We start from the raw sequence: 18,779 nt of genomic DNA on the forward strand, positions 1-18,779 counted from the left end.
ACCTGGTGGAAGTTGGGGTTGCTTAGGCGAAAATGCCGAGGATGTCGTCCTCGCGCATGATGATCATGTCCTCGCCGTCCACCTTGAATTCGGTCCCGGCGTACTTGGCGAACAACACGGCATCGCCAGTCTTGACCGTGGCGCAGTCCGGTCCTGCGGCGACGACTTCGCCACCCTGGGGCTTTTCCTTGGCGGAATCCGGGATGAACAGGCCTCCGGCGGTTTTCTCCTCACGGTCCTGCCTCTTGACGATCACGCGGTCATGCAGCGGTTTCATTCCCATGTCGTTTCTCCTTTATGAATTGATATGCGCCCTTGCGGCGCAAGCCTTGAATTTTCGTCAACTGCGGGAAAGTAAGCAGTGGAAACGGGTTGTCAACCGATGGGACCGGTTTTTTTGGGACAGGCTGTCCGCGGAACCGCACTGGCGTTATTTTTGCCGGGAGTTTCCGAAACGTTTTTCCGGCGCGGTTGCCTTCCGTTCGGAACCCCGATATTACCATATAGGAAATAAAATCTTGAGAGACAAAGGAGTTTTTGATCATGGTTCCCGGCATACGGCGGCTGGTGGTGGTTTCGAACAGACTTCCCGTTGCGGTCAGGGAGGTGGATGGAGAATGGACCGTCAAGGCCGGAGCCGGTGGGCTGGTCACGGCTCTTGCCCCTGTGCTGCGGGACAGGGGAGGCATCTGGATCGGCTGGTCCGGGGCTGCGGACACGGACGACCACGTGAGCGACCTGCTGGCCGATTTCTCCGCCGAGGCCGGGTACGACCTGCGGGCAGTTCCCCTGACTTCCGCGGAAGTGGATGACTACTATTTCGGTTTTTCCAACGAGATCATCTGGCCCCTGTTCCACGATTTCCAGACCCGCTGCCGGTTCAAGCCCGACTACTGGCGCATGTATCTGGACGTGAACTTCAAGTTTGCCGAGGTGGTGGCGCGTTCCACGCAGTCGGACGACTATGTCTGGGTACACGACTATCACCTCATGCATCAGGCGTTCTTTCTCAAGAGCATGGGCGTGAAGCGGAGCACCGGCTTTTTTCTGCACATCCCGTTTCCCACACCCGACATCTTTCTCAAGCTGCCCTGGCGCTGGAAAGTCATTCAGGCCTTGACCGAATACGATCTCGTCGGGTTCCAGACCATGCAGGACAGGCGGAACTTCGTCCAATGCCTGCACATGCTCATGCCCGAGGCGCGCATCGAGGGACGCGGCGCAGTCATCACCGTGCATGTCGGCAGTCGCAGCTTTCGGCTCGGCGCCTTTCCCATATCCATCGACTTCAACCAGTTCAACGAGCTGGCCGATCGCCCGGATATCGTGCGTGAAGCCTTTCGCATCAAGGAAGCGCTTCGGCATCGCAAGATAATCCTCGGCGTGGACCGGCTGGACTATACCAAAGGCATTCCCGAGCGTATCCGTTCCATCGGCACGCTGCTGGACCGCTATCCCGATCTCAAGGGGCGTGTGAATTTCGTGCAGATAGCCGTGCCCAGCCGTACCGAGGTCGGGGAGTATCGGGACTTGCGCATCGAGATCGAACAGCTCGTGGGCCGCATCAACGGACGGCATTCCTTTCCTGGGTGGGTGCCGGTGCACTATCACTACCGGAGTCTGCCTCGGGAAAAGCTGGTGGCGCACTATGCCGCAGCCGATGTCGGGCTGGTCACGCCTCTGCGCGACGGCATGAATCTGGTGGCAAAGGAATACTGCGCCTGCAATACCGGGGAGGACGGCGTGCTCGTGCTCAGCGAATTCGCCGGAGCCGCCGCCCAGCTCCAGAAGGACGCGTATCTGGTCAATCCCTATGACGTGGAGGGGGTGGCCAAGGCGCTGCATCGGGCGTTCTACTGGGACAAGGCCACACGCCGCGACCACATGGCCAACCTCAGGGAGCAGGTGCGCCATCACAACATCTACTGGTGGGTGGATTCCTTTCTTCAGGCCGGAGTTTCCAAGAATCTCGATGATTTTCCGCCGGTGGAGACCGTGAAATACGAGCGCGGCTGATTGCGGTTTGCCCGGATTTGTGCTGAAGAGCGTATATGCTGACGTTGAAGTGCGGAAAATGCCGCAGGAAGCTCTGGAGATACCACAAGATAGGTCAGGGCGAGGTGCATCGCTGCCACAAGGATCGCATCGACAAGGTCTGGAACATGGTGGAGCGCGACGGCAAGGTCTGTTGCGCCTGCGGCAATCCCGTGGGCATTGATCGGGGAACCTATTATACCATGGACAGGAAGGCCTTCACGTATTCCGGGACCAAGACCAGCAACTGAGCGGTTCAGTCCGTCCGTTCCGCTGTCACCACATCCTCATAGAATGCGAAGTTGTTTTTTCCCCGGGCCTTGACCTGATACATGGCCTTGTCCGCACAGTCGAGAAGGGTTTCGGGCGTATGGGCGTCGTGGGGATATGCCGCGATGCCGAGACTGGCCCCGGTTTTGACCTGCTCTCCGTCAAGGGCGTAGCTGGTCCGGAGTCTGTCCACGAGCTGTCCGGCCAGAGCTGCGGCCACTCCCCTGTTCTTGCAGTGGGGCAGCATCACGATGAATTCGTCCCCGCCCAGACGGAAGATGGCCCCCTGTTCTCCGACCACGGCGCGCATCCTGCGGGCCGCGCGCACGAGCAGGGTGTCTCCCGCCTTGTGCCCCAGCGTGTCGTTCACCTTCTTGAACCCGTCCAGATCAATGAAGAACAGGGCCAGATCAGCTCCCGTGTCCGCGGCTTCAGCCAGAAAGGTCGGGAGCTGTTCCTCAAGAGCAAGCCGGTTGTTCAGTCCGGTCAGCACATCGCGGTAGGCGAGCTGCGTGGAGTCCGGAAAGCTTGAGGAGGCATCCGTGGCCGTGCAGAAATAGGCATTGTGGTCGGGCGAGAATATCACGTTCCAGTTCAGCCGCTTTTCCTTGCTCCGCTTGCATTGAAAGCGGAAGGAAAACGAGGTGGAGCCGATGTCCGACGTGATCAGCTTCTGCAATTCTGCCAGCACCCGTTCCCGGTCGTCGAAATGGATGTACTCGATGAGATACGAGCCCTGAAGGTCTTCGCGCGTGTAGCATGTCACCTTGTCCCAGTGCGTGTTCACGTCCTCGATCTGCCCTTCGAGAGAGATCACGGCGCACATGCCCTGGGCCAGGGAGAGCCAGGCGTATCGTTCGAAATAGAAAAGTCGCTCCAACACGTACGGGTCGGAGCATTCATGGAGCAGCCATTGAAAATCCATGGCGGTTACATATACCTTTTGCCGTCTCATATCCAGAGCTATCGGCAAGAAAGGGATTTACTCCCGGGTTGATCCGGGGGGGGCAGGAGGATGCATCTTTTTCCCGGGTGCCGTATTGACATGCCCGTGCTGCTCATGGACACTCCGTGTGACGGTGAAAGATGTTTTCGCAAGGCCATTTGCAAGGAGGGAAGGGTGAAGCGTCATTTCGTGATTCCGATTCTGCTCGTGCTTTGTCTGGCAGGTTCGACCGTGCTGGCTGGGGAGGATGCGTCCATTCCGTGGGGAGAACCCGTTTCCGTGCTCGACGGGCACGAATTTTCCCACAACAGTGGTGACATCAGGTTCTACAGGGTGAACGAAACCTGTCCCTGTCCCGTTGCCCGATTGGAGAAGACGGAAGTCATCTACGGATATCGGGACAACAAACTGGCCGTGCGGCTGGTCGAGATCAGGAAGGCCCGCGACTTTCGAAAGGTGCTCGGCGTGCTGACCGAGACCTATGGCATCCCGTCCTACAAGGAAGAGGAGGGCTGGGAGAATTACCGCTGGGAAACCGATGATCTCAAGGTCAAGCTCAAGAGCCAGCGCATTTCCGGTCGAATGAAGATCGGCATGTATTACAAACCGCTGCTTCCGTAGTGGCAGCCTGAAAGGGGAAACGGATATTTCCATGCACGAGAAACTGGCGTTGTGGGGACTGGTGCCGGTGCGGCCCAGACCGGACCTGAATCTGCCGGGCAGCCCGGAACGCTGCGTGAAGCGCGTTGCCGTCGAGGACCACAAGGGGCGCGTCTGGATGCTGGAGCGTCTGCATGCGACCCAGCCCGAACGCCGTCAGCGCATTGGCGCACTGCTTGATCACCTTGTGCAGGCCGGGGTTTCGGTTCCCGCGTACCGTGCACTGCCCGGGGGTGCATACGTTACCGAGGCCGACGGTTTTCACTGGCAGATTTCCCCGTATGTGGCCGGGACTCCATTGCCCCAGCCCGATTATGTGGATCACGCCGAACGCGGCGAGGCGCTCGGTCGATTTCTGGCCGATCTTGATTGTGCCGTGCGCGATTTCCCGGAGTATGCGCCTGAACCGGACATGGCCCTGCACGCCTTTGTCGATGAACTCATGGCGGGACTCCGGCGCAGACATCCGGATGTGCACGAGGCGCTTGCCGGCCCACGTCAAGTTCTGGAACCGTTGCTTTCGACGTGGAGCGATCTGCCGTCGGCCGTGCGGCACGGGGATTTTCATCCCCTGAACGTGATCTGGCAGGATCGGACTGTTGCCGCTGTCGTGGATTGGGAATTTTCCGGGGTGCGTCCCCGGCTCTACGATCTGGCCAATTGTCTCGGGTGCGTCGGCATCGAGGACCCGGATGCGTTCGCCAACGGTCTGGCCCCGGCCATGCTGCGCGTTCTGCGCGATCGGGATTGTCTGGACCCGGCGAGTCTGGAATTGCTGCCGCATCTCATCCTCGGTCTGCGGTTCGCATGGATGGCCGAATGGCTGCGCCGCCGGGATGGCGAAATGGTGAACCTCGAAATTCAGTACATGCGATTGCTCGCCGACAACCGTGTCGGACTGGGACGGCTGTTGCGACACGTGCTGGAAACAGGGTAGGCCTTTGGCGACCCTCCCGGGGGGCTGGGCCCTGCCCAGACCCGCCAAGGAGCAAGGCCCCTTGGAGCTCCATATGTTTCGGGAAATTGAAGAGGCCGGATACATGCCCTGTCGGGACATGCATCCGGCCTCTTCAATTTCCTGAAACGGGGAGGTCCGAAAGAGAAAACTTTTTTCGTTTCCCCCGAGTTGTATTCTTCGGTAGCAGAATGTTTCGCTTTTCTGCATTTCCCTACGCCGCCATACGAGCCGGACAGGCTCCCTCATCCTTCACAGGCGGCGTAGTGCCAAAAAGTTTCGGAGAGTCCAGAGAACCTCTTTTCAAAGGGTTCTCTGGTCGCCGAAGGCATTTTTGTGGGAGGACAATAAAGTTGTTTACTGGAGTAACCAAAATTCATCATTTCCCGTGGTCACAACCCAAGGCTTAAACAATAAAGTTGTTAACTGGGTGGTGCTCTCATTTTTCTTTTGGCATTTTTTGAACAATAAAGTTGTTAACCGACGACTGGGCTGGGATAGCTGACACCGTGTTTGAAAAAAGCCTGCCCCGCTTTGGATGCACACACTGTTCAGGTATCTTATTCAAAAAATTGAATTCAGCGCCTTTTCCCCGCCTCTGTTTCTTGACGGTTGAAAGGGCTTGATGTAGTCAATGTGGAAGTGAAATAAATAACTTCCACCGCAGTTTTTACAAATTCCAATGAAGTGAGGTTTTTGTGTCTTCCAATCATCCAACAGACTTATATGAGCGTCGTTTTGCAGCGGTGAAAGGGGTTCAGGCTGGACGAGAGTATTACCTTGCCAATTGCCCGTTTTACCTCTTGCCTGAAATATTTAATGAAATTGACAATGACGACATCCCCCCAGCGGAGAGAGCTCAGCGAGTTCTTAACAAGACACGTGTCAAATCGATAAAAAAATATCTTCTATCCAACACCGATAGTTATGTCTTTTCTGCAGTTACAGTTTCGATTGACGGCGATGTCACTTTCGAAAAGGCGGAGGGGTCTCCCAATGTTGGATCACTGTTGATTAGGGACCGTGCTAGATACCTTATCAATGATGGTCAACACAGAATCTCTGCGATCATTGAGTCTCTAAAAGAGCAGCGAAGCAACGAGTATGAACTCCTACCGATTATTTTTTTCAATGATCCTGGTCTCAAGATGAGTCAGCAAATCTTTACTGACTTGAACCGCTATACACTCAAGCCAGCTCAATCCCTGAGCATCCTTTATGACACTCGCGATCCGTACGCAGAGATAATAAGATCTGTTGCTGTGGATGTCTCTTTCTTTAAAGATTTCACAGAATTTGAAAAAACGACGATTTCCAATCGCTCGGTTAATCTAGTCACATTAAACGGCATCTACAACGCGACTAAAATATTATTGGGGAAAGAGCTTGATGATGTAGACGGAAGTACAGCATATGCATGCGAATTCTGGGAAAAACTTGGCAACAACTTAGATGAATGGAGGCGATTTCGAAAAGGCGAATTGGCTTCAAGTACGCTGAGGCAAAAATATCTGAGTGGCCACAATATTTTCTTAAATACAGCCGCAGCTGTCACTAATGCTGGGTTAAACGCCGGCGTTGGTCTTGATGACGCTATTTCCGTCATCGCGAATGCGAATTGGAAACGGGACAATCAGCTGTGGGAAGGGCGAGCATTGAACAACGGCAAGATTACGAAGTCAAACATCAGCTTTATCCTTACTACGAATGTACTGAAAACGCAGTTGGGCATTGAACTGAATGAAAAAGAAATCGCTGCTGAAGAAAAGTTCAACTTAAATCAAAGGCAGTTGGGATAGTATGGATAATATATACGCAAATCGTCCATTAGCAGACATCTATGCTGAAATCCAAGAGCGATATAGAGCGGACAGTTGGCCCTGGATACTTGGATATAGCGGCGGCAAGGATTCCACCGTGTTGGTTCAACTGGTGTGGAGTGCTTTAGCAAAGCTAAGTTCTGAGGAGCTGTTTAAGCCCGTATATATTTTGTCGTCCGACACCTTGGTTGAGATTCCTAAAGTTATAAACCACATAGATTTAAATCTCGCCAAGATGTCGGAAGGCGCGACCAAGCAAAACCTTCCTTTCAATCCGATCAAGGTTTTTCCAGATGTCAGCGACACCTTTTGGGTCAACCTTTTGGGGAAAGGCTACCCAGCCCCTACCAACAACTTCAGGTGGTGCACTGATCGGCTTAAAATCGATCCGACATCAGAGTTTATCCGTTCCCAAGCTTTTGACTCATCAGGTGCGATACTGTTGCTTGGCTCCCGCAAAAGCGAAAGCACTGCCAGAAAAAAAAGGATCGAAAGCCACAAGATTTCAGGAAAGATGTACAACCCTCATCCTGAAATTCCAACTGCCCATGTGTATACATTGATTGAGGATTGGGAAACAGAAGAAGTCTGGGACTACCTGCTTGATAACCCATCCCCTTGGGGCGCGGACAACAAAGAGCTCGTTTACATGTACAAAAATGCGAGTGACGGAGAGTGTCCGCTCATTCTGGACATCAAGGCTCCTAGCTGTGGCAAAAGTCGTTTTGGCTGTTGGTGTTGCACGGTAGTAAAAAAGGAGAAAGCTTTGTCCTCCCTGATTAAACACGGGGAGAAATGGCTTGCCCCTCTTCAGAACCTTAGAGAAACCCTACTTTTTACACAGATTCCAGATAACAAAAAACTATTCCGGGAGCATGTTAAACGAAACGGCCAATCGCTCTTCATTCGAGGCAAACTGGAAGAAGAGGGAATCAAAGAACTTGCGCGTGGTCCGTATACAATGGACTTCAGAAAAGACTTCTTACGCTCTCTTCTCCAGACGGAAAGGGAGATAAATGAAAACAATCCCTATCCGGATTCAGAATATATTTATCTCATTGAAGAAAGAGAACTACATGAGATTCAGCGCCTGTGGAAAGAGGAAAAGAATGACTGGGAAAGCAGTGTTTACGCCATATACGAAGAAGTAAATGGGAAAACGATCGACAACGGCATCGATGAGATCGGCTTTCTCACCAAAGAAGACAAAACTGCTGTCCAACAGATTTGCGAAGAGGAAAGTTTCCCAGCAGAATTGGCAATGGAGCTACTAACCACTGCTCAATACCACCAAGGCCTACGGTCCAAAGTTCGACTCAAGAACAAGGTGGCAAAGTCCTTCAAGAAAGAGTGGCGTACAGAATCAGAAATATATCGGGATCTCGAATGATACTTAACAGAATCTCAATTACAAATATTACTTCTTTCAAGGGTGAGCACGTTCTCAGCTTTGAACACACTCCGCAACGTTCAATTTCAGTCATAAGTGGGAACAATGGTGCAGGTAAAACTAGCCTTCTGCAAGCCATGAAAATTAACTTATATGGTCAGTTTTTGTTCAATAACAATAAGAAGAAATACTTAGAGTATGTTGATGGCTTCATTCGCAGCGGTGAGGCTTTCGCATCAATAGAAATGGAGTTTCGACAACGTACTCTCGCTGGTAATGAAGACTTTACTGTTAGAAGAAGTTGGCAGAGAGATAATGGGAAGATTAAAGAGACGTTGTTGATCTTGAAAGACAATGAGAAGTACCAGGATGTGACCCCTAAGTTTTATCAAGAGTTCATTTTTAGCATTGTACCGCTAGGTATGATGGAGTTGTTCTTCTTTGATGGTGAAAAAATTAATAATCTTGGCGAGTCGTTACGGTCTGGAGAAATCAGCAATGCTGTAAAGAAACTGATCGGATTGAGTGCGGTGAGCGGGTTAGAAGAAGCAATCGGTAGATATCAGCATGATAGCCTGAAGAATAAAAAGGATTATCAAGCAATTCTAAAAGCTCAACAGGCGTTAAAAGAGGAGAAGGCCGAGTATCATAAAGAAGGAGAGTTGCTTCACCTTAGGTTCGCCGAATTGAATGAGGCAATCAAAAGGGATCGGAAGAAGCTTGGGAACTCTGAGGTTACCTTCTATGAAACTGGGGGCAATTTGGCGTCTTCACATGGGGCTTTGCAGGCTCGGAAAACTCAACTTGAAAAACAGTTGGAAGAAGATTGTGTAAAAATTAAAGAATTGTCCCAGAGCTATCTACCTCTTTGCGTACTGTCTGACGAGTTAGAAGAATTAGCTGATCAGTTAGTGTCGGAAAGAGAGGATGCAGCGACACGTATTGTTCAGGAATTTGCTAAAGAGCGTGCCGCACTTGTTGAGAAAGCGCTATCGGAAGAAGGCGTGCCGGAAAGGGTTCGGCAATTTGCACTAAAGGCTCTTGAAGTTACCGAAGAACCTACTTCCAAGCCTATCCATAATATCTCAGCCACTCAGACAGATGAGATTCTTTCAGCAATTGGGAAAGCTCAAGATGTGATTCGACCTCAAGCTTTGGATGTATTTGCTTCGATAAATAACGCCCAGAAAGAATTGGCAGCAATCGATTCTGCAATCGAAAAGGTGCCTGATGAGGCTGCATTGGCACACACTTTATCCGAAATGCGAAAATTAAATCTCAAGCTTTCAACTCAAGAGGCGCAACTTGAAGAGGTTGTTCAGCGAAAGAGGCGCGTAGAAGGTGATATAAGCGCGATCGACAACAAGTTACTACAACTGGCTAAGCAGCTTGAAAAGCGTAGCTCTGAAAGTAAATCTGAGGAGCTCGTAAAGCGATTCCCTCGAGTATTGGCTAGGATAAAAGAAGATCTTTTTGAGCGCAGGTTGCAAAGCCTTCAGCGATTGACTTTGCATAATATCAGAAGGCTATTTAGGAAGGATCAACTTATTCATGATGTTAAGATCTCAAATGATTTCTCTGTTGAACTATTAGGGTCTGCAGGATCTTGCATTGATTTAAAACGCCTTTCCGCAGGGGAACAGCAGATGTTGGCCACCGCAATACAATGGGCTTTAGCTTCTGTTGCGAGCGGCAATATCCCCACTATTATTGACACCCCTTTGGCCCGTTTGGATAGTTATCACCGTCGAAGTCTAGTCCAAAACTATTATCCCGCAATTGAGCAGCTGATCCTCCTTTCAACTGATGAGGAAATTGATTCTGAGTTGCTAGCAGATCTCAGTCCCAAAGTTTCAAAAGTCTATGCACTTCAGCATGACAAAACTAACGGGTGTACTGAAATAGTTCGGGTAGAAACAGAGAAAGGCGCTCAGCGCAGCTTAGGCACAAGTTATGAAATTTACACGAATCAGACTTCCGAAGCAGACAACGAATAGACTGACGAACTTAAAAGGCAAGACCGGACTCAATCCGAACGTGTTGATGAGATACGGTGTTCTTCTATCTCTAAAGGACAAATCTGACCCAATCTATGAAGATCAAGTCTGCGATGGCATGGAACTTCACAGGTCAGTGCTCCTTGGCGATTTAGATCAAATCATTTGTGCCCTAACCATGCAGCGGCATACACAAAGTGACCAATACCCTGATGCATATACATGCTTTAGGGCTCACCTTTACCGTGGTGTAGACATTCTTTTTGCCAAAGTGAAGCAGCTCGCAGACATTGCGGATTTGTTGGATGATGACCAAACTCTTAGGGTTTAAAATTAGTAGCCCCCAACCTCGAATTATAGTTTCCAAATTTTTGCATCAAGTCTGTAAAGGATGAGTCCTTAAGCCTCAGCACAGGCTCGTAGCCCTCTTCCTTTTTCTTTATCACTCTTGTCAAACAAAAATCTAAAACGGTGTATCTGCCTTGATAGAGAACTGGAGGAGTTTTCCAAATACGGGCTTTTGCAGGGCTGTTGTAGTTGTTTCTAGCCCTTTTAAGGCTTCCTTTGTGATTATGGAACTCTCCTTCTAAAAAGAGTCTACCATCATTTTTTGAGTTTGCGACATCACAAGGTGGTGTGATGTCAATGTATATTTCTTTTTGCTTTCCATTCTTATAAATGACCCCAGGCAGTTGGGTGACATCCCTCGTCACAATATCAAAGACTTCAAGAAAGTTTAGCTCTGCGATTATTGCATCGTAGACTTTTACATCTGTGTCTTCTTGTTCTGCGGCCTGTTTTACTGCTGAATCAAGAGCCTCATGGTGCTCCTTTTCAAGCTCCACTTTGCAGCTGGACAATTGCTTGAGAAATGCCTTGTGAAGATCATTAATTGAAGGGCTAGTGTCTTCTTCGCTGTTTAGGTGATCAACTCCATTTAAAAAGATCCCATCAATATCCCTTGATCTAAAATGGCTACTTAATTTATCGTAAAGGATATGGGAGATGTAGCAAAAAGAATACCTGGCAAGGAGCCCAGGAAGAGCCTCGTCGTCAGACCTTGGAAAACCAAAATGCATATATGTTGCATGCTTTATCAAATCCAAAAAAGATGATTCAATTTCATGTAATTTTTCACTTTCCGCTAGGCGTTCCGCCATCCTTTGCATGAAGTGATATGTTTCGGTCGAAGAAGATTGTACGCCCGTTTCCCAGCACGCAAAATACTTTGCCATCTTATCGGTTGTGAGCTTTTCATTGATTTCTTGAAATAGGGTTTTACAATCGCACTTTTGTGGACCGCAATACTTTGTTTTCTCACTATCAACGATAAAAAGTGGCTTTGGTTTATCATTGCCAAATTTCGGACTATAAAATGAATTCTTCATGTATTGAAGGATCTTCATTTCTTCGCCATTATCCTCAATTGGGTTTTCTGGCTCCTTAGACCAAAGAACTATCCCATATGGAGTGCAGTCCTTATTAACTGCATTTTTAACCCTAGTGACGGCGTTGCTCGCGTGTATTTTGGGCTCAGGGATTTCTTCAAAGCCAAGATCAATATCTAAAAAAATTAAATCGTAATTATTGAAGATGTCTTCAGTAAGCTCTTTAACCCGAGTGTAGGAAAGCTCTTCGCTCACAGCTTTAATTTTATCTCTACGAATCAAGGCGTTAAGAGCCTTAGTGGCAAACTCAAGATCTTCTGTGTTTCTTACATCCAAGCTGTCCAGAATACCATCAACGCTAACTTGACCGTCTGTTAGAATGCTCTCTAGGTATTCTTTATATTCTTCTTCATCTTCATGATTTTCTTCAAGAATTGAGTCAAAGTCTTGAGCGACAACCCCTTCCGCTACACTTTTGCTAAGAAAATTAGCTTTTTGAGGGTTTGGATTGTAGTAGCTCACAGATATGCCATGTTGGACTAATTCACTGTATAAATTCTTAACCTCTTCCCATTCATCATCAATAATTAGTGCGGAACGAACCCAGTCCGTAATATCAATATTTTCCATCACAGAGACCTAGCTAACCTCTTTAAAGTTTAACACGACTATTGCACCCTCTTTAAAAGCCTCGTCATCTATAATATCTTCCACATCATAGTATTCGGGGAATTTAAGCGCCCCCTTCATTCCATCCATCAGTTCGTTGGCGATATACAGTCCAAGACCGCAGCCGATAGAATAGGGCTTGGTTGAAACAAATGGTCTTATCAGGTGTTCAGGCTCTCTAGAGAAGCCTGGGCCATTATCCGCAACGATCAAGCTGACATACCCATCTTCATAAGAGTTCGTTGCACAGAGTTTTATCTGTTTTTTGAACTCTCCTTTTAAGTTAAGCCAGTAGATGGAGTTGTCTAAAAGATTTAACAGGACATTTGTTGCATGAGTTATGGATGCATAGCATTGGAAATTTTCATCTCCGAGGTCTGTTGTCACTTCTATGGAGTGGTTGTCTAGCCGAAGCTCAATGAACAATAGAGTTTGATCGATGATGAATTCAACAGAAGATTTTTTGATATCTGTACGTTTAATTAAGAATGAGAATTTTTTAATTGTTGAATCTAAACGTCTAACAAGTATACGAGCCTTGTTTGACTCTGAGGAGGATTTTATCTGAAGATTGATTTCCTTAATAAGTTTTTCAATTTCATGTATAATTGAAGAACTCAATCTTCCTATTCCTGCACTGTGATAGAGAGTATCAACAATATCTGTATATTCTTTTTGTATCCGATAGACGTAACTTGTTAAGTTCTTTTTGTGCTTGTCGTTAGTAATATGCTTATCAATGTATTTTTTAGTGTCTTCCAGAAGGGAAATAACAGGTTCTGCTGTTTTGGAATAATAAATTGAAAGGGCTTCTTTGTCTGAGTTTCTTCTAAGTCTAAAGGTGTAATTTATTGCCCACTTGAGGGCATATACGAACAATTCGTATTCTTTGTTTTCAATAAAACCTTCTCGGTTTGTTTTTTCAACAAGCCCTCTGCTGCTTTTGCGATCAATAAAAACGTAGCCAACAACGTGCTCGGAACGAAGCTGTGAACCAATATCCCCTATCTTGACTAAACCTAACCAATCATTACCTTTCTCTCCGTAATCATAAACGCGCATGCCATCGCGGTATACTCTAATCCCACTACTTTGCTTTAAAAAATCAATGACATCTTTTTTGGAGTCTAGTTGTTGGCGAACTGAAGGGGTCTGTTCAAAAGCGTAGAGCTTTACATAAATGTTTCCAATTTTAGATTTTGATAAATCAACGACTTCATGCTTGGGGGCCAAGCCTTCAATCATTTCTTTTTCATCTTCTGGGCCAGAGTTGTCAGATGGCTTTTGCAGTAGTTTTTCTATGCTCTTGAGATCTGAAAAGGCGATGGAGTGGGGTGGGAATTTCTTTTCAATAGAACTCCATGGGTTGAAATTGTATTCAAAATCTTTAATCTGATTATCACTAATCAAAATGTCACATTCATAAAGAGCTGAATCTTTGATACTTTCGAAGTTTTTAAGGCCTCGAAAAACTGAACGATTATATCTAGGGATTACCTTTACATTGAACTGATCGCTAGTTCCTGAAGCTTTAGTAAATTTGAGCAGATGAGCCACAGCCTTATTATCAATGAGTTTACAATCAGCCCTGTCAAATTTTATGTTAAGTGCCGTTAATGCTCGGTATATTCTTCGAAGCTTTGCCCGAGTCCAGTCCTTATCCTCGCCTTTAATATTTAGAATAGTAAGGTGTGTACCTTTGTTCTCAGGAAAAAGTGCACGAGATTCAGTTATATCAAAGTCGAAATCTGACAGAGTTTTTGCTCCATCAAGTCTATTCCAATCAATTATGAGTCTTTTGGCATTACAGTGTTCTTTCTTTGTGTCCAAAATAACAAGCTGTCCAAGCTTATGGACACCAAAGCGCCCAATTCCCTTTTCTCCCAGTGGCACTCTTTGAAGGGGCTGATTTTCATCAAACTTTTGCTCGATAGAGCAGTTGTCTTCAGTCTCCATTTCTTCGATCAGTTTTCTTTTATTGTCAGTCCCTACTGTTAGCCAATGCTCTTTGATTGTCTCCTCAGACATGCCACTTCCCGTGTCGACAATGTCTATCCTAAAAGGTTTGTAGCTAATCTTATCTTCTCGGTTACGAGGCCTTTTGAAATAGAAAATTACATCACACTTTTTTGCCCCAGCGTCATATGCATTTTTCACGAGTTCCGTTAGCGCGATGATTTCATTTCGAATAAGCTCATCGCCAAAATGAGCTAACACTCTTGGCATTATGCTAAATGAATTCTTGGTCATCTCGTATCCTTCTGACATCTCAAAGGGTGGTCGATGGCAAATCTGATTATTAAACTTCTCTTTGTGTATTATATCTTTCTATTTATGTTAGCCAGAAATAATCCACAATTTAGAAGTGTTATTCGTCTACCTTGGTTATAATCTTATTCCTAACCTAAAGGTTCAGGCGCGGATAAGCCGTATTGACCGAAACCGAAGTTGCTAACTACCAACCGTGTATTCACGAATTTGGCTAACCTGTTCTGTCGATTCCGTTCTTGATGTTGCTTTAAGCTCCACAATACCACATCGGTCAGCTGGATACCGAAACACTGAGACGAATCTCGCATAGAATATTGCGTGTTGCTCAGCGGGCTAAGGTCTAAACCGTCCACAGGTAGCAAAACATCTTCTCGTGGATTTTCTGGGAAATTTTGGCCTATTTCAATGACGCTAGCCAAGTGCGTCATAAATTCGTTCTGCACGTCATGGTTGGACTCTATGATGGGCCTGTCCATCTTTTTCGCAAGCACGCAAGCTTCAGTAAGAAGTGTTCCAAACGATGTTGCGTTTGGAGAGAAGCCCCGTGCTGTATCGAGACCCTGACTGCAAATCCCAATGTCGCAGGCTTCTGGGACAAGATTTGATAATACTATCAGCATATATTCGACTCTGGGATCTTGGCTCGCTAGTGTGGGAAGGATGTCGTTTAATATGCCTCTACATAGGGAGAAAAACGCTTCCAGTTTTCTCTCTGCATTGTTCGGACGAACGCATTGAGTCCAAAAAGTATCCAGAGTTTCATAAGGTGTTTTTTGGAGAAACAAATGGAATAGGTCGTCCCTCAATCCGTTATCCATATACACTTCCCAACTCGCTGCTGGATTCTGGTCAGGGTCGAATATGGAATCAAAAAGAAGTGCTGCCGCGAAGAAGAGTTTCTCTGCTTTACATAGTATAAATCTTGAACCAGAACGCTTAATAACCTGATTAAGGACATGGGCAATTTTTTCTATGCCGTGATGTCCCAATTCATTCCCATGAAGCTCTTCGCAACTAGCTAATGATAATGCTCGTTTGTGGCTGGTGGAAAATAATCTGTTAATATTCCATTTTGAAAGAGTCGTGAGTAGGTAGAAGTGCCTTTGATTTTCATCAAAGATATGAAGGCCGGTGTTACCTGACTCATCTAAGTACATGTACATGATCGCGCCTTGCGTTTTTTGAGTTTTACACGAGGTAACATGGTACTCGTTATTGCAAAAGCTATTTTTGAGAGCTGAGGACTATTTGGGTGGCCGCAGCTATAATTGCGCCATCCAGCCATAAACCCGCGTCGCCCAGCCTGCGATAGATTCTGGGTCGAGGACACCTCTACTGCCCTTAGGGGCCTGGGGATGGTTGACGCCACAATGGCGTTCCTTTCCGCACAGGTTATCAAGAAGCTTCGTTGGCCAATTGAGGGAATCCTGAATGAGTTCTCGCCTCAAGATCTCAAAGTCTGCTTTCCACCTTCTTAAGTCCCTCACAACGAGGACCTGAGTGGAGATGGCTTTGTCGGCGTCTGAGGTGTCTACTTCGAGCAGGTGCACGATCTTGCCTTCAACTCTCAGGCCTACCTCTGCGATACTTCTTGCTTCTCCGGTAGTTGAAAGCAGGTGCTTTTTGCACCTCCCTACTTTGGGAAGTGGGACGATTGCTTTTGTGACAGGGACGCACCCATAGGTCCCAATCAGAACTCTGACCATGTTCAGGAAGCATTCAAATTTGTTTTCGAAGAACTGGCTGTAATCCGTCTCGTCGTTCAAGGTGTTCCAGTCTGCCGCAGGCAGGCCGTGATCGGCAATTCCTTCTTCCGTGCTGACCGAAATCACTTTGTTGCCACTCTCGTCTCCCTGAGTTGTGGTAGGCCTCTTTCTGGCCTTGGAGGCTACCCGGTTTACGTGGAAGGCCTTCTTGAATACGACGGCAACGCTTTCAGCCTCCAGCTCGATTGAAGTGGTGTTGGCGTTCGCGGCAATGTCGTCATGGATGAACAACGGAGACGGCTCGCCATTGCCTGCAGGATGAACGACTTGTCCGCTCCCAGGGACGGAGTGCTCAAATTTTGGATGCTCAATATATATTTCTTGCGGCATCGCATTGGGGACGCCTCTGATCGCATCGATCTCCCAGGCAAAAAAGCAGTTCACCTCTCGATCAAATTGCCCACGAGCTTGTAGAAAGACATTTTCCAGCGGCGGTGGTTCGAACTGGAAGGTCCATCTTCGATAGCTTGGCGCATTCTTCCCGTATAATCGTTGGAATTTGCATATGCTTTCATAGGATTTACGGGCATCAGCATCCAACAGGACCCAAGACAGGTAGTTTTGCGATTTTGGCTCATTCAAATGAGATACGGCATAACCGGCAGAAGGCATGACTCGAATGGTCGCACAATTTTGCTTATGGTCCACGAAAACGTCGAACTCGCTTCTCAAACAATCTGATTCGATTGCCGTCCGGGAGAGATACTTACCGTGAAAAAACAGGGTCCGAGCCAACTCAAACTGCGGGAGGAATATCGTCCTGCCGTCATAGTTTTCGAAAACAAAACAGAACTGGCCAGCTTCCAGCTTCCTTTGAAATCCTGCGATCGGACATTCTCCGATCCTTTTGACGAGCCACGTCCTCGTATCTGTGATCTTGATTCGTTGGTCGTACCCTGGCTTCAAGAATTCTGTGGTCGGATTAATTATGCGCCTTCTAGCGAGAATGGGGGCATTGGAGAAGCTCAGGTAGCTATTGCGTTGAGAAGGGGCGAGTTGAAGATTGACGTTCCATTTGCTTCCGGAATGCCGTCTGAACAATGAGCCAATCCCCATAATCTTCACATCGTCATCAAATTTTTTGAATCGATACTCATTCATTTCGACCATCCGAGGTAGTGCAGGAATTGTCTGGTCCGCTCATACATCCTCTGTTCGCTCAGGCCAGACAACCGTAGCAATCTCCAATAGGGCATTTCTCCTGAATGTGAGTCATCGTTTATCATGGCTCGAATGACTCTCCTTATTTGACAACTGGCAACATCTTCGCTGTTGCTTTCCAAAAAAGCAGCCGAGAGCGGCATTTTTTCGAGCTTGCGAGAAAGATGCCGGCACTCGGATTGGGCCAGGTACCAGCTTGAGCTTCGACGCGGACCTTCCAGTTTATTGATATGCTCTCGCTTTATCGCCTTGAGGCGCTCAAGAATTAACCTATCACGCTCATTCCAATCGACTCGTCGGTTCTCCGAACGTGTTGATCTTCTATATTTATTGTTGATGGCATTTAGCCAGTTTCGATCATTTCTGTAAAGCCAGACGTAAACTGGGTCGCCGCCTGATTTTCGCGATTTCCTGGTTCCTTGCTCTTTAACCATCTCAAGCCATGCTTTGCGTTTGGTATGCAAAACAGATTGCGAAATATTCTTCGATGGGAAATAGGCTACCTGATGTTTTTGGGCGATTTGCTTTCGGGCCTGAGAAATCACATCTTCAAAATTCCACTCCGTCCCCAGCAGTGTTTCCAAGATTATTATGTGTTGCAGGAAGCTGTGTGACTTCCTGTGCTTTCGCATGAAAAGGCGTAACCAGTTGGACTTGTTGTCGGTGACGGGAATACCCAATTGGGCAAGGTGTTGGGGTGTCCAGGAAGAGAGGACTTTGTGCTTGAGGAGATCGTAGATGACTTTGCTTTTTCTGGTGATGTCGGCTGCATGAGCAGTTTGTGTGTAAAAGAGGCTCCATTGCTCAAGGCTGGGGGATCGCGCAGGCGGCAGATCGAGAAGTTCTTTCACTCGCCTCTCTATACGTTTTCCAATGGGAGGACTGTTCGAGTTGGCGGGTAAACACATCATGGTCGGGGTTAGGGCCACATAGGCATGTCTGTGGTAATTATGCAGTCTGTACTGCGTGTCGCACAGGTAGCCGTGCTTGAGACAATGGCTGCAACCCGGAACCTGCCACTGACGTAGCCAGCAGAGCTCCCCATGCTCTATGAGTTGGTCTTCCAGACATTGGGGGCATACCCGGAGGTACTCAGGCTGGCGAATCCGAGATGTCGTGACGCCTAAGCCCACATGGACTGCCCCTTTAGCTCGGTGGGTCATCCAATCAAGGGCTGCGAGTCTCCTGTCTTCCGGTATGAAGGGAGCATAAAGCGGGAAGAGGGTATGCTTGTACACCATACTTTCGGCGGTAAGACCTAATGACTCCGGGTATTGTTTGGAGATGGCCTCTATGTGGGACGGCAGATCAATCGTGGCCACGACTTTTCTGTCGCCAAAGACTGCATCGAGGAGCTGCTTGGGACTTGTTATGCCAAAATGGACTCCTGCTCGTGCCACAACGCTATAAAGCAGTTCGTCCGGATACGGCACGGGGAAATTGAGCATACCG

15 protein-coding genes are annotated in these 18,779 nt (G+C 47.8%); 8 read left to right on the forward strand and 7 right to left on the reverse strand.

All coding sequences use genetic code 11. From position 1 onward, the window contains the following. Positions 1 to 22: 22 nt before the first annotated feature. Positions 23 to 283 carry a co-chaperone GroES gene (locus MPN23_RS15875; RefSeq protein ID WP_243545204.1) on the reverse strand — a complete coding sequence of 87 codons (261 nt, stop codon included), beginning with the start codon at positions 281 to 283 and terminating at the stop codon, positions 23 to 25. Between the two features lie 260 nt (positions 284 to 543). Here MPN23_RS15875 and MPN23_RS15880 point away from each other — a divergent pair, with 260 nt between their 5' ends. Further along, a complete protein-coding gene (locus tag MPN23_RS15880) occupies positions 544 to 2,016 on the forward strand; it encodes an alpha,alpha-trehalose-phosphate synthase (UDP-forming) (protein ID WP_243545205.1) in 1,473 nt (490 codons plus the stop codon). Between the two features lie 35 nt (positions 2,017 to 2,051). Continuing rightward, a complete protein-coding gene (locus MPN23_RS15885) occupies positions 2,052 to 2,285 on the forward strand; it encodes a hypothetical protein (RefSeq protein ID WP_243545207.1) in 234 nt (77 codons plus the stop codon). Between the two features lie 5 nt (positions 2,286 to 2,290). Here the strand turns inward: MPN23_RS15885 and MPN23_RS15890 are convergent, their stop codons facing one another. After that, positions 2,291 to 3,229: a sensor domain-containing diguanylate cyclase gene (locus tag MPN23_RS15890; protein ID WP_243545209.1), complete on the reverse strand. Its 939-nt coding sequence runs from the start codon at positions 3,227 to 3,229 to the stop codon at positions 2,291 to 2,293. A 195-nt stretch (positions 3,230 to 3,424) separates the two neighbouring features. On the opposite strand from MPN23_RS15890, the gene MPN23_RS15895 reads away from it, so the two are divergent. The 6 genes from MPN23_RS15895 to MPN23_RS17240 all read left to right on the forward strand — a co-directional run bounded on the left by MPN23_RS15895 (position 3,425) and on the right by MPN23_RS17240 (position 10,403). Continuing rightward, positions 3,425 to 3,871 carry a hypothetical protein gene (locus MPN23_RS15895; RefSeq protein WP_243545211.1) on the forward strand — a complete coding sequence of 149 codons (447 nt, stop codon included), beginning with the start codon at positions 3,425 to 3,427 and terminating at the stop codon, positions 3,869 to 3,871. 31 nt (positions 3,872 to 3,902) lie between these two features. After that, positions 3,903 to 4,847, forward strand: a complete 945-nt coding sequence (locus MPN23_RS15900; RefSeq protein WP_243545214.1) for a phosphotransferase enzyme family protein — start codon at positions 3,903 to 3,905, stop codon at positions 4,845 to 4,847. Positions 4,848 to 5,563: 716 nt separating this feature from the next. After that, positions 5,564 to 6,664 (forward strand): DNA sulfur modification protein DndB, encoded by a 1,101-nt coding sequence (gene dndB / locus MPN23_RS15905; RefSeq protein WP_243545215.1) that lies wholly within the window; start codon positions 5,564 to 5,566, stop codon positions 6,662 to 6,664. Between the two features lies 1 nt (position 6,665). Further along, positions 6,666 to 8,075 carry a DNA phosphorothioation system sulfurtransferase DndC gene (dndC, locus tag MPN23_RS15910; RefSeq protein WP_243545217.1) on the forward strand — a complete coding sequence of 470 codons (1,410 nt, stop codon included), beginning with the start codon at positions 6,666 to 6,668 and terminating at the stop codon, positions 8,073 to 8,075. Next, on the forward strand, positions 8,072 to 10,072 hold the full coding sequence (gene dndD, locus MPN23_RS15915; protein ID WP_243545219.1) for a DNA sulfur modification protein DndD: 2,001 nt from the start codon (positions 8,072 to 8,074) through the stop codon (positions 10,070 to 10,072). The genes dndC and dndD overlap by 4 nt, the downstream gene beginning before the upstream one ends. Continuing rightward, a complete protein-coding gene (locus MPN23_RS17240) occupies positions 10,029 to 10,403 on the forward strand; it encodes a DndE family protein (RefSeq protein WP_424450057.1) in 375 nt (124 codons plus the stop codon). The genes dndD and MPN23_RS17240 overlap by 44 nt, the downstream gene beginning before the upstream one ends. Here the strand turns inward: MPN23_RS17240 and MPN23_RS15920 are convergent. From MPN23_RS15920 to MPN23_RS15940, 5 genes are all read right to left on the reverse strand, one after another. Next, entirely contained in the window at positions 10,393 to 12,090 is a 1,698-nt protein-coding gene (locus MPN23_RS15920) for a hypothetical protein (protein WP_243545221.1), read from the reverse strand. The two genes, MPN23_RS17240 and MPN23_RS15920, sit on opposite strands and share 11 nt — an antisense overlap. 9 nt (positions 12,091 to 12,099) lie before the next feature. Further along, positions 12,100 to 14,379, reverse strand: a complete 2,280-nt coding sequence (locus MPN23_RS15925) for an ATP-binding protein (RefSeq protein WP_243545223.1) — start codon at positions 14,377 to 14,379, stop codon at positions 12,100 to 12,102. A 149-nt stretch (positions 14,380 to 14,528) separates the two neighbouring features. Continuing rightward, positions 14,529 to 15,563: a DUF3800 domain-containing protein gene (locus MPN23_RS15930; protein WP_243545224.1), complete on the reverse strand. Its 1,035-nt coding sequence runs from the start codon at positions 15,561 to 15,563 to the stop codon at positions 14,529 to 14,531. A gap of 99 nt (positions 15,564 to 15,662) precedes the next feature. Continuing rightward, positions 15,663 to 17,267: a Tn7-like element transposition protein TnsE gene (locus tag MPN23_RS15935; protein ID WP_243545225.1), complete on the reverse strand. Its 1,605-nt coding sequence runs from the start codon at positions 17,265 to 17,267 to the stop codon at positions 15,663 to 15,665. Continuing rightward, on the reverse strand, positions 17,264 to 18,775 hold the full coding sequence (locus MPN23_RS15940; RefSeq protein WP_243545226.1) for a TnsD family Tn7-like transposition protein: 1,512 nt from the start codon (positions 18,773 to 18,775) through the stop codon (positions 17,264 to 17,266). The genes MPN23_RS15935 and MPN23_RS15940 overlap by 4 nt, the downstream gene beginning before the upstream one ends. Between the last annotated feature and the right edge of the window lie 4 nt (positions 18,776 to 18,779).

It is taken from the genome of Pseudodesulfovibrio tunisiensis (assembly GCF_022809775.1).
Taxonomy (GTDB): domain Bacteria; phylum Desulfobacterota; class Desulfovibrionia; order Desulfovibrionales; family Desulfovibrionaceae; genus Pseudodesulfovibrio; species Pseudodesulfovibrio tunisiensis.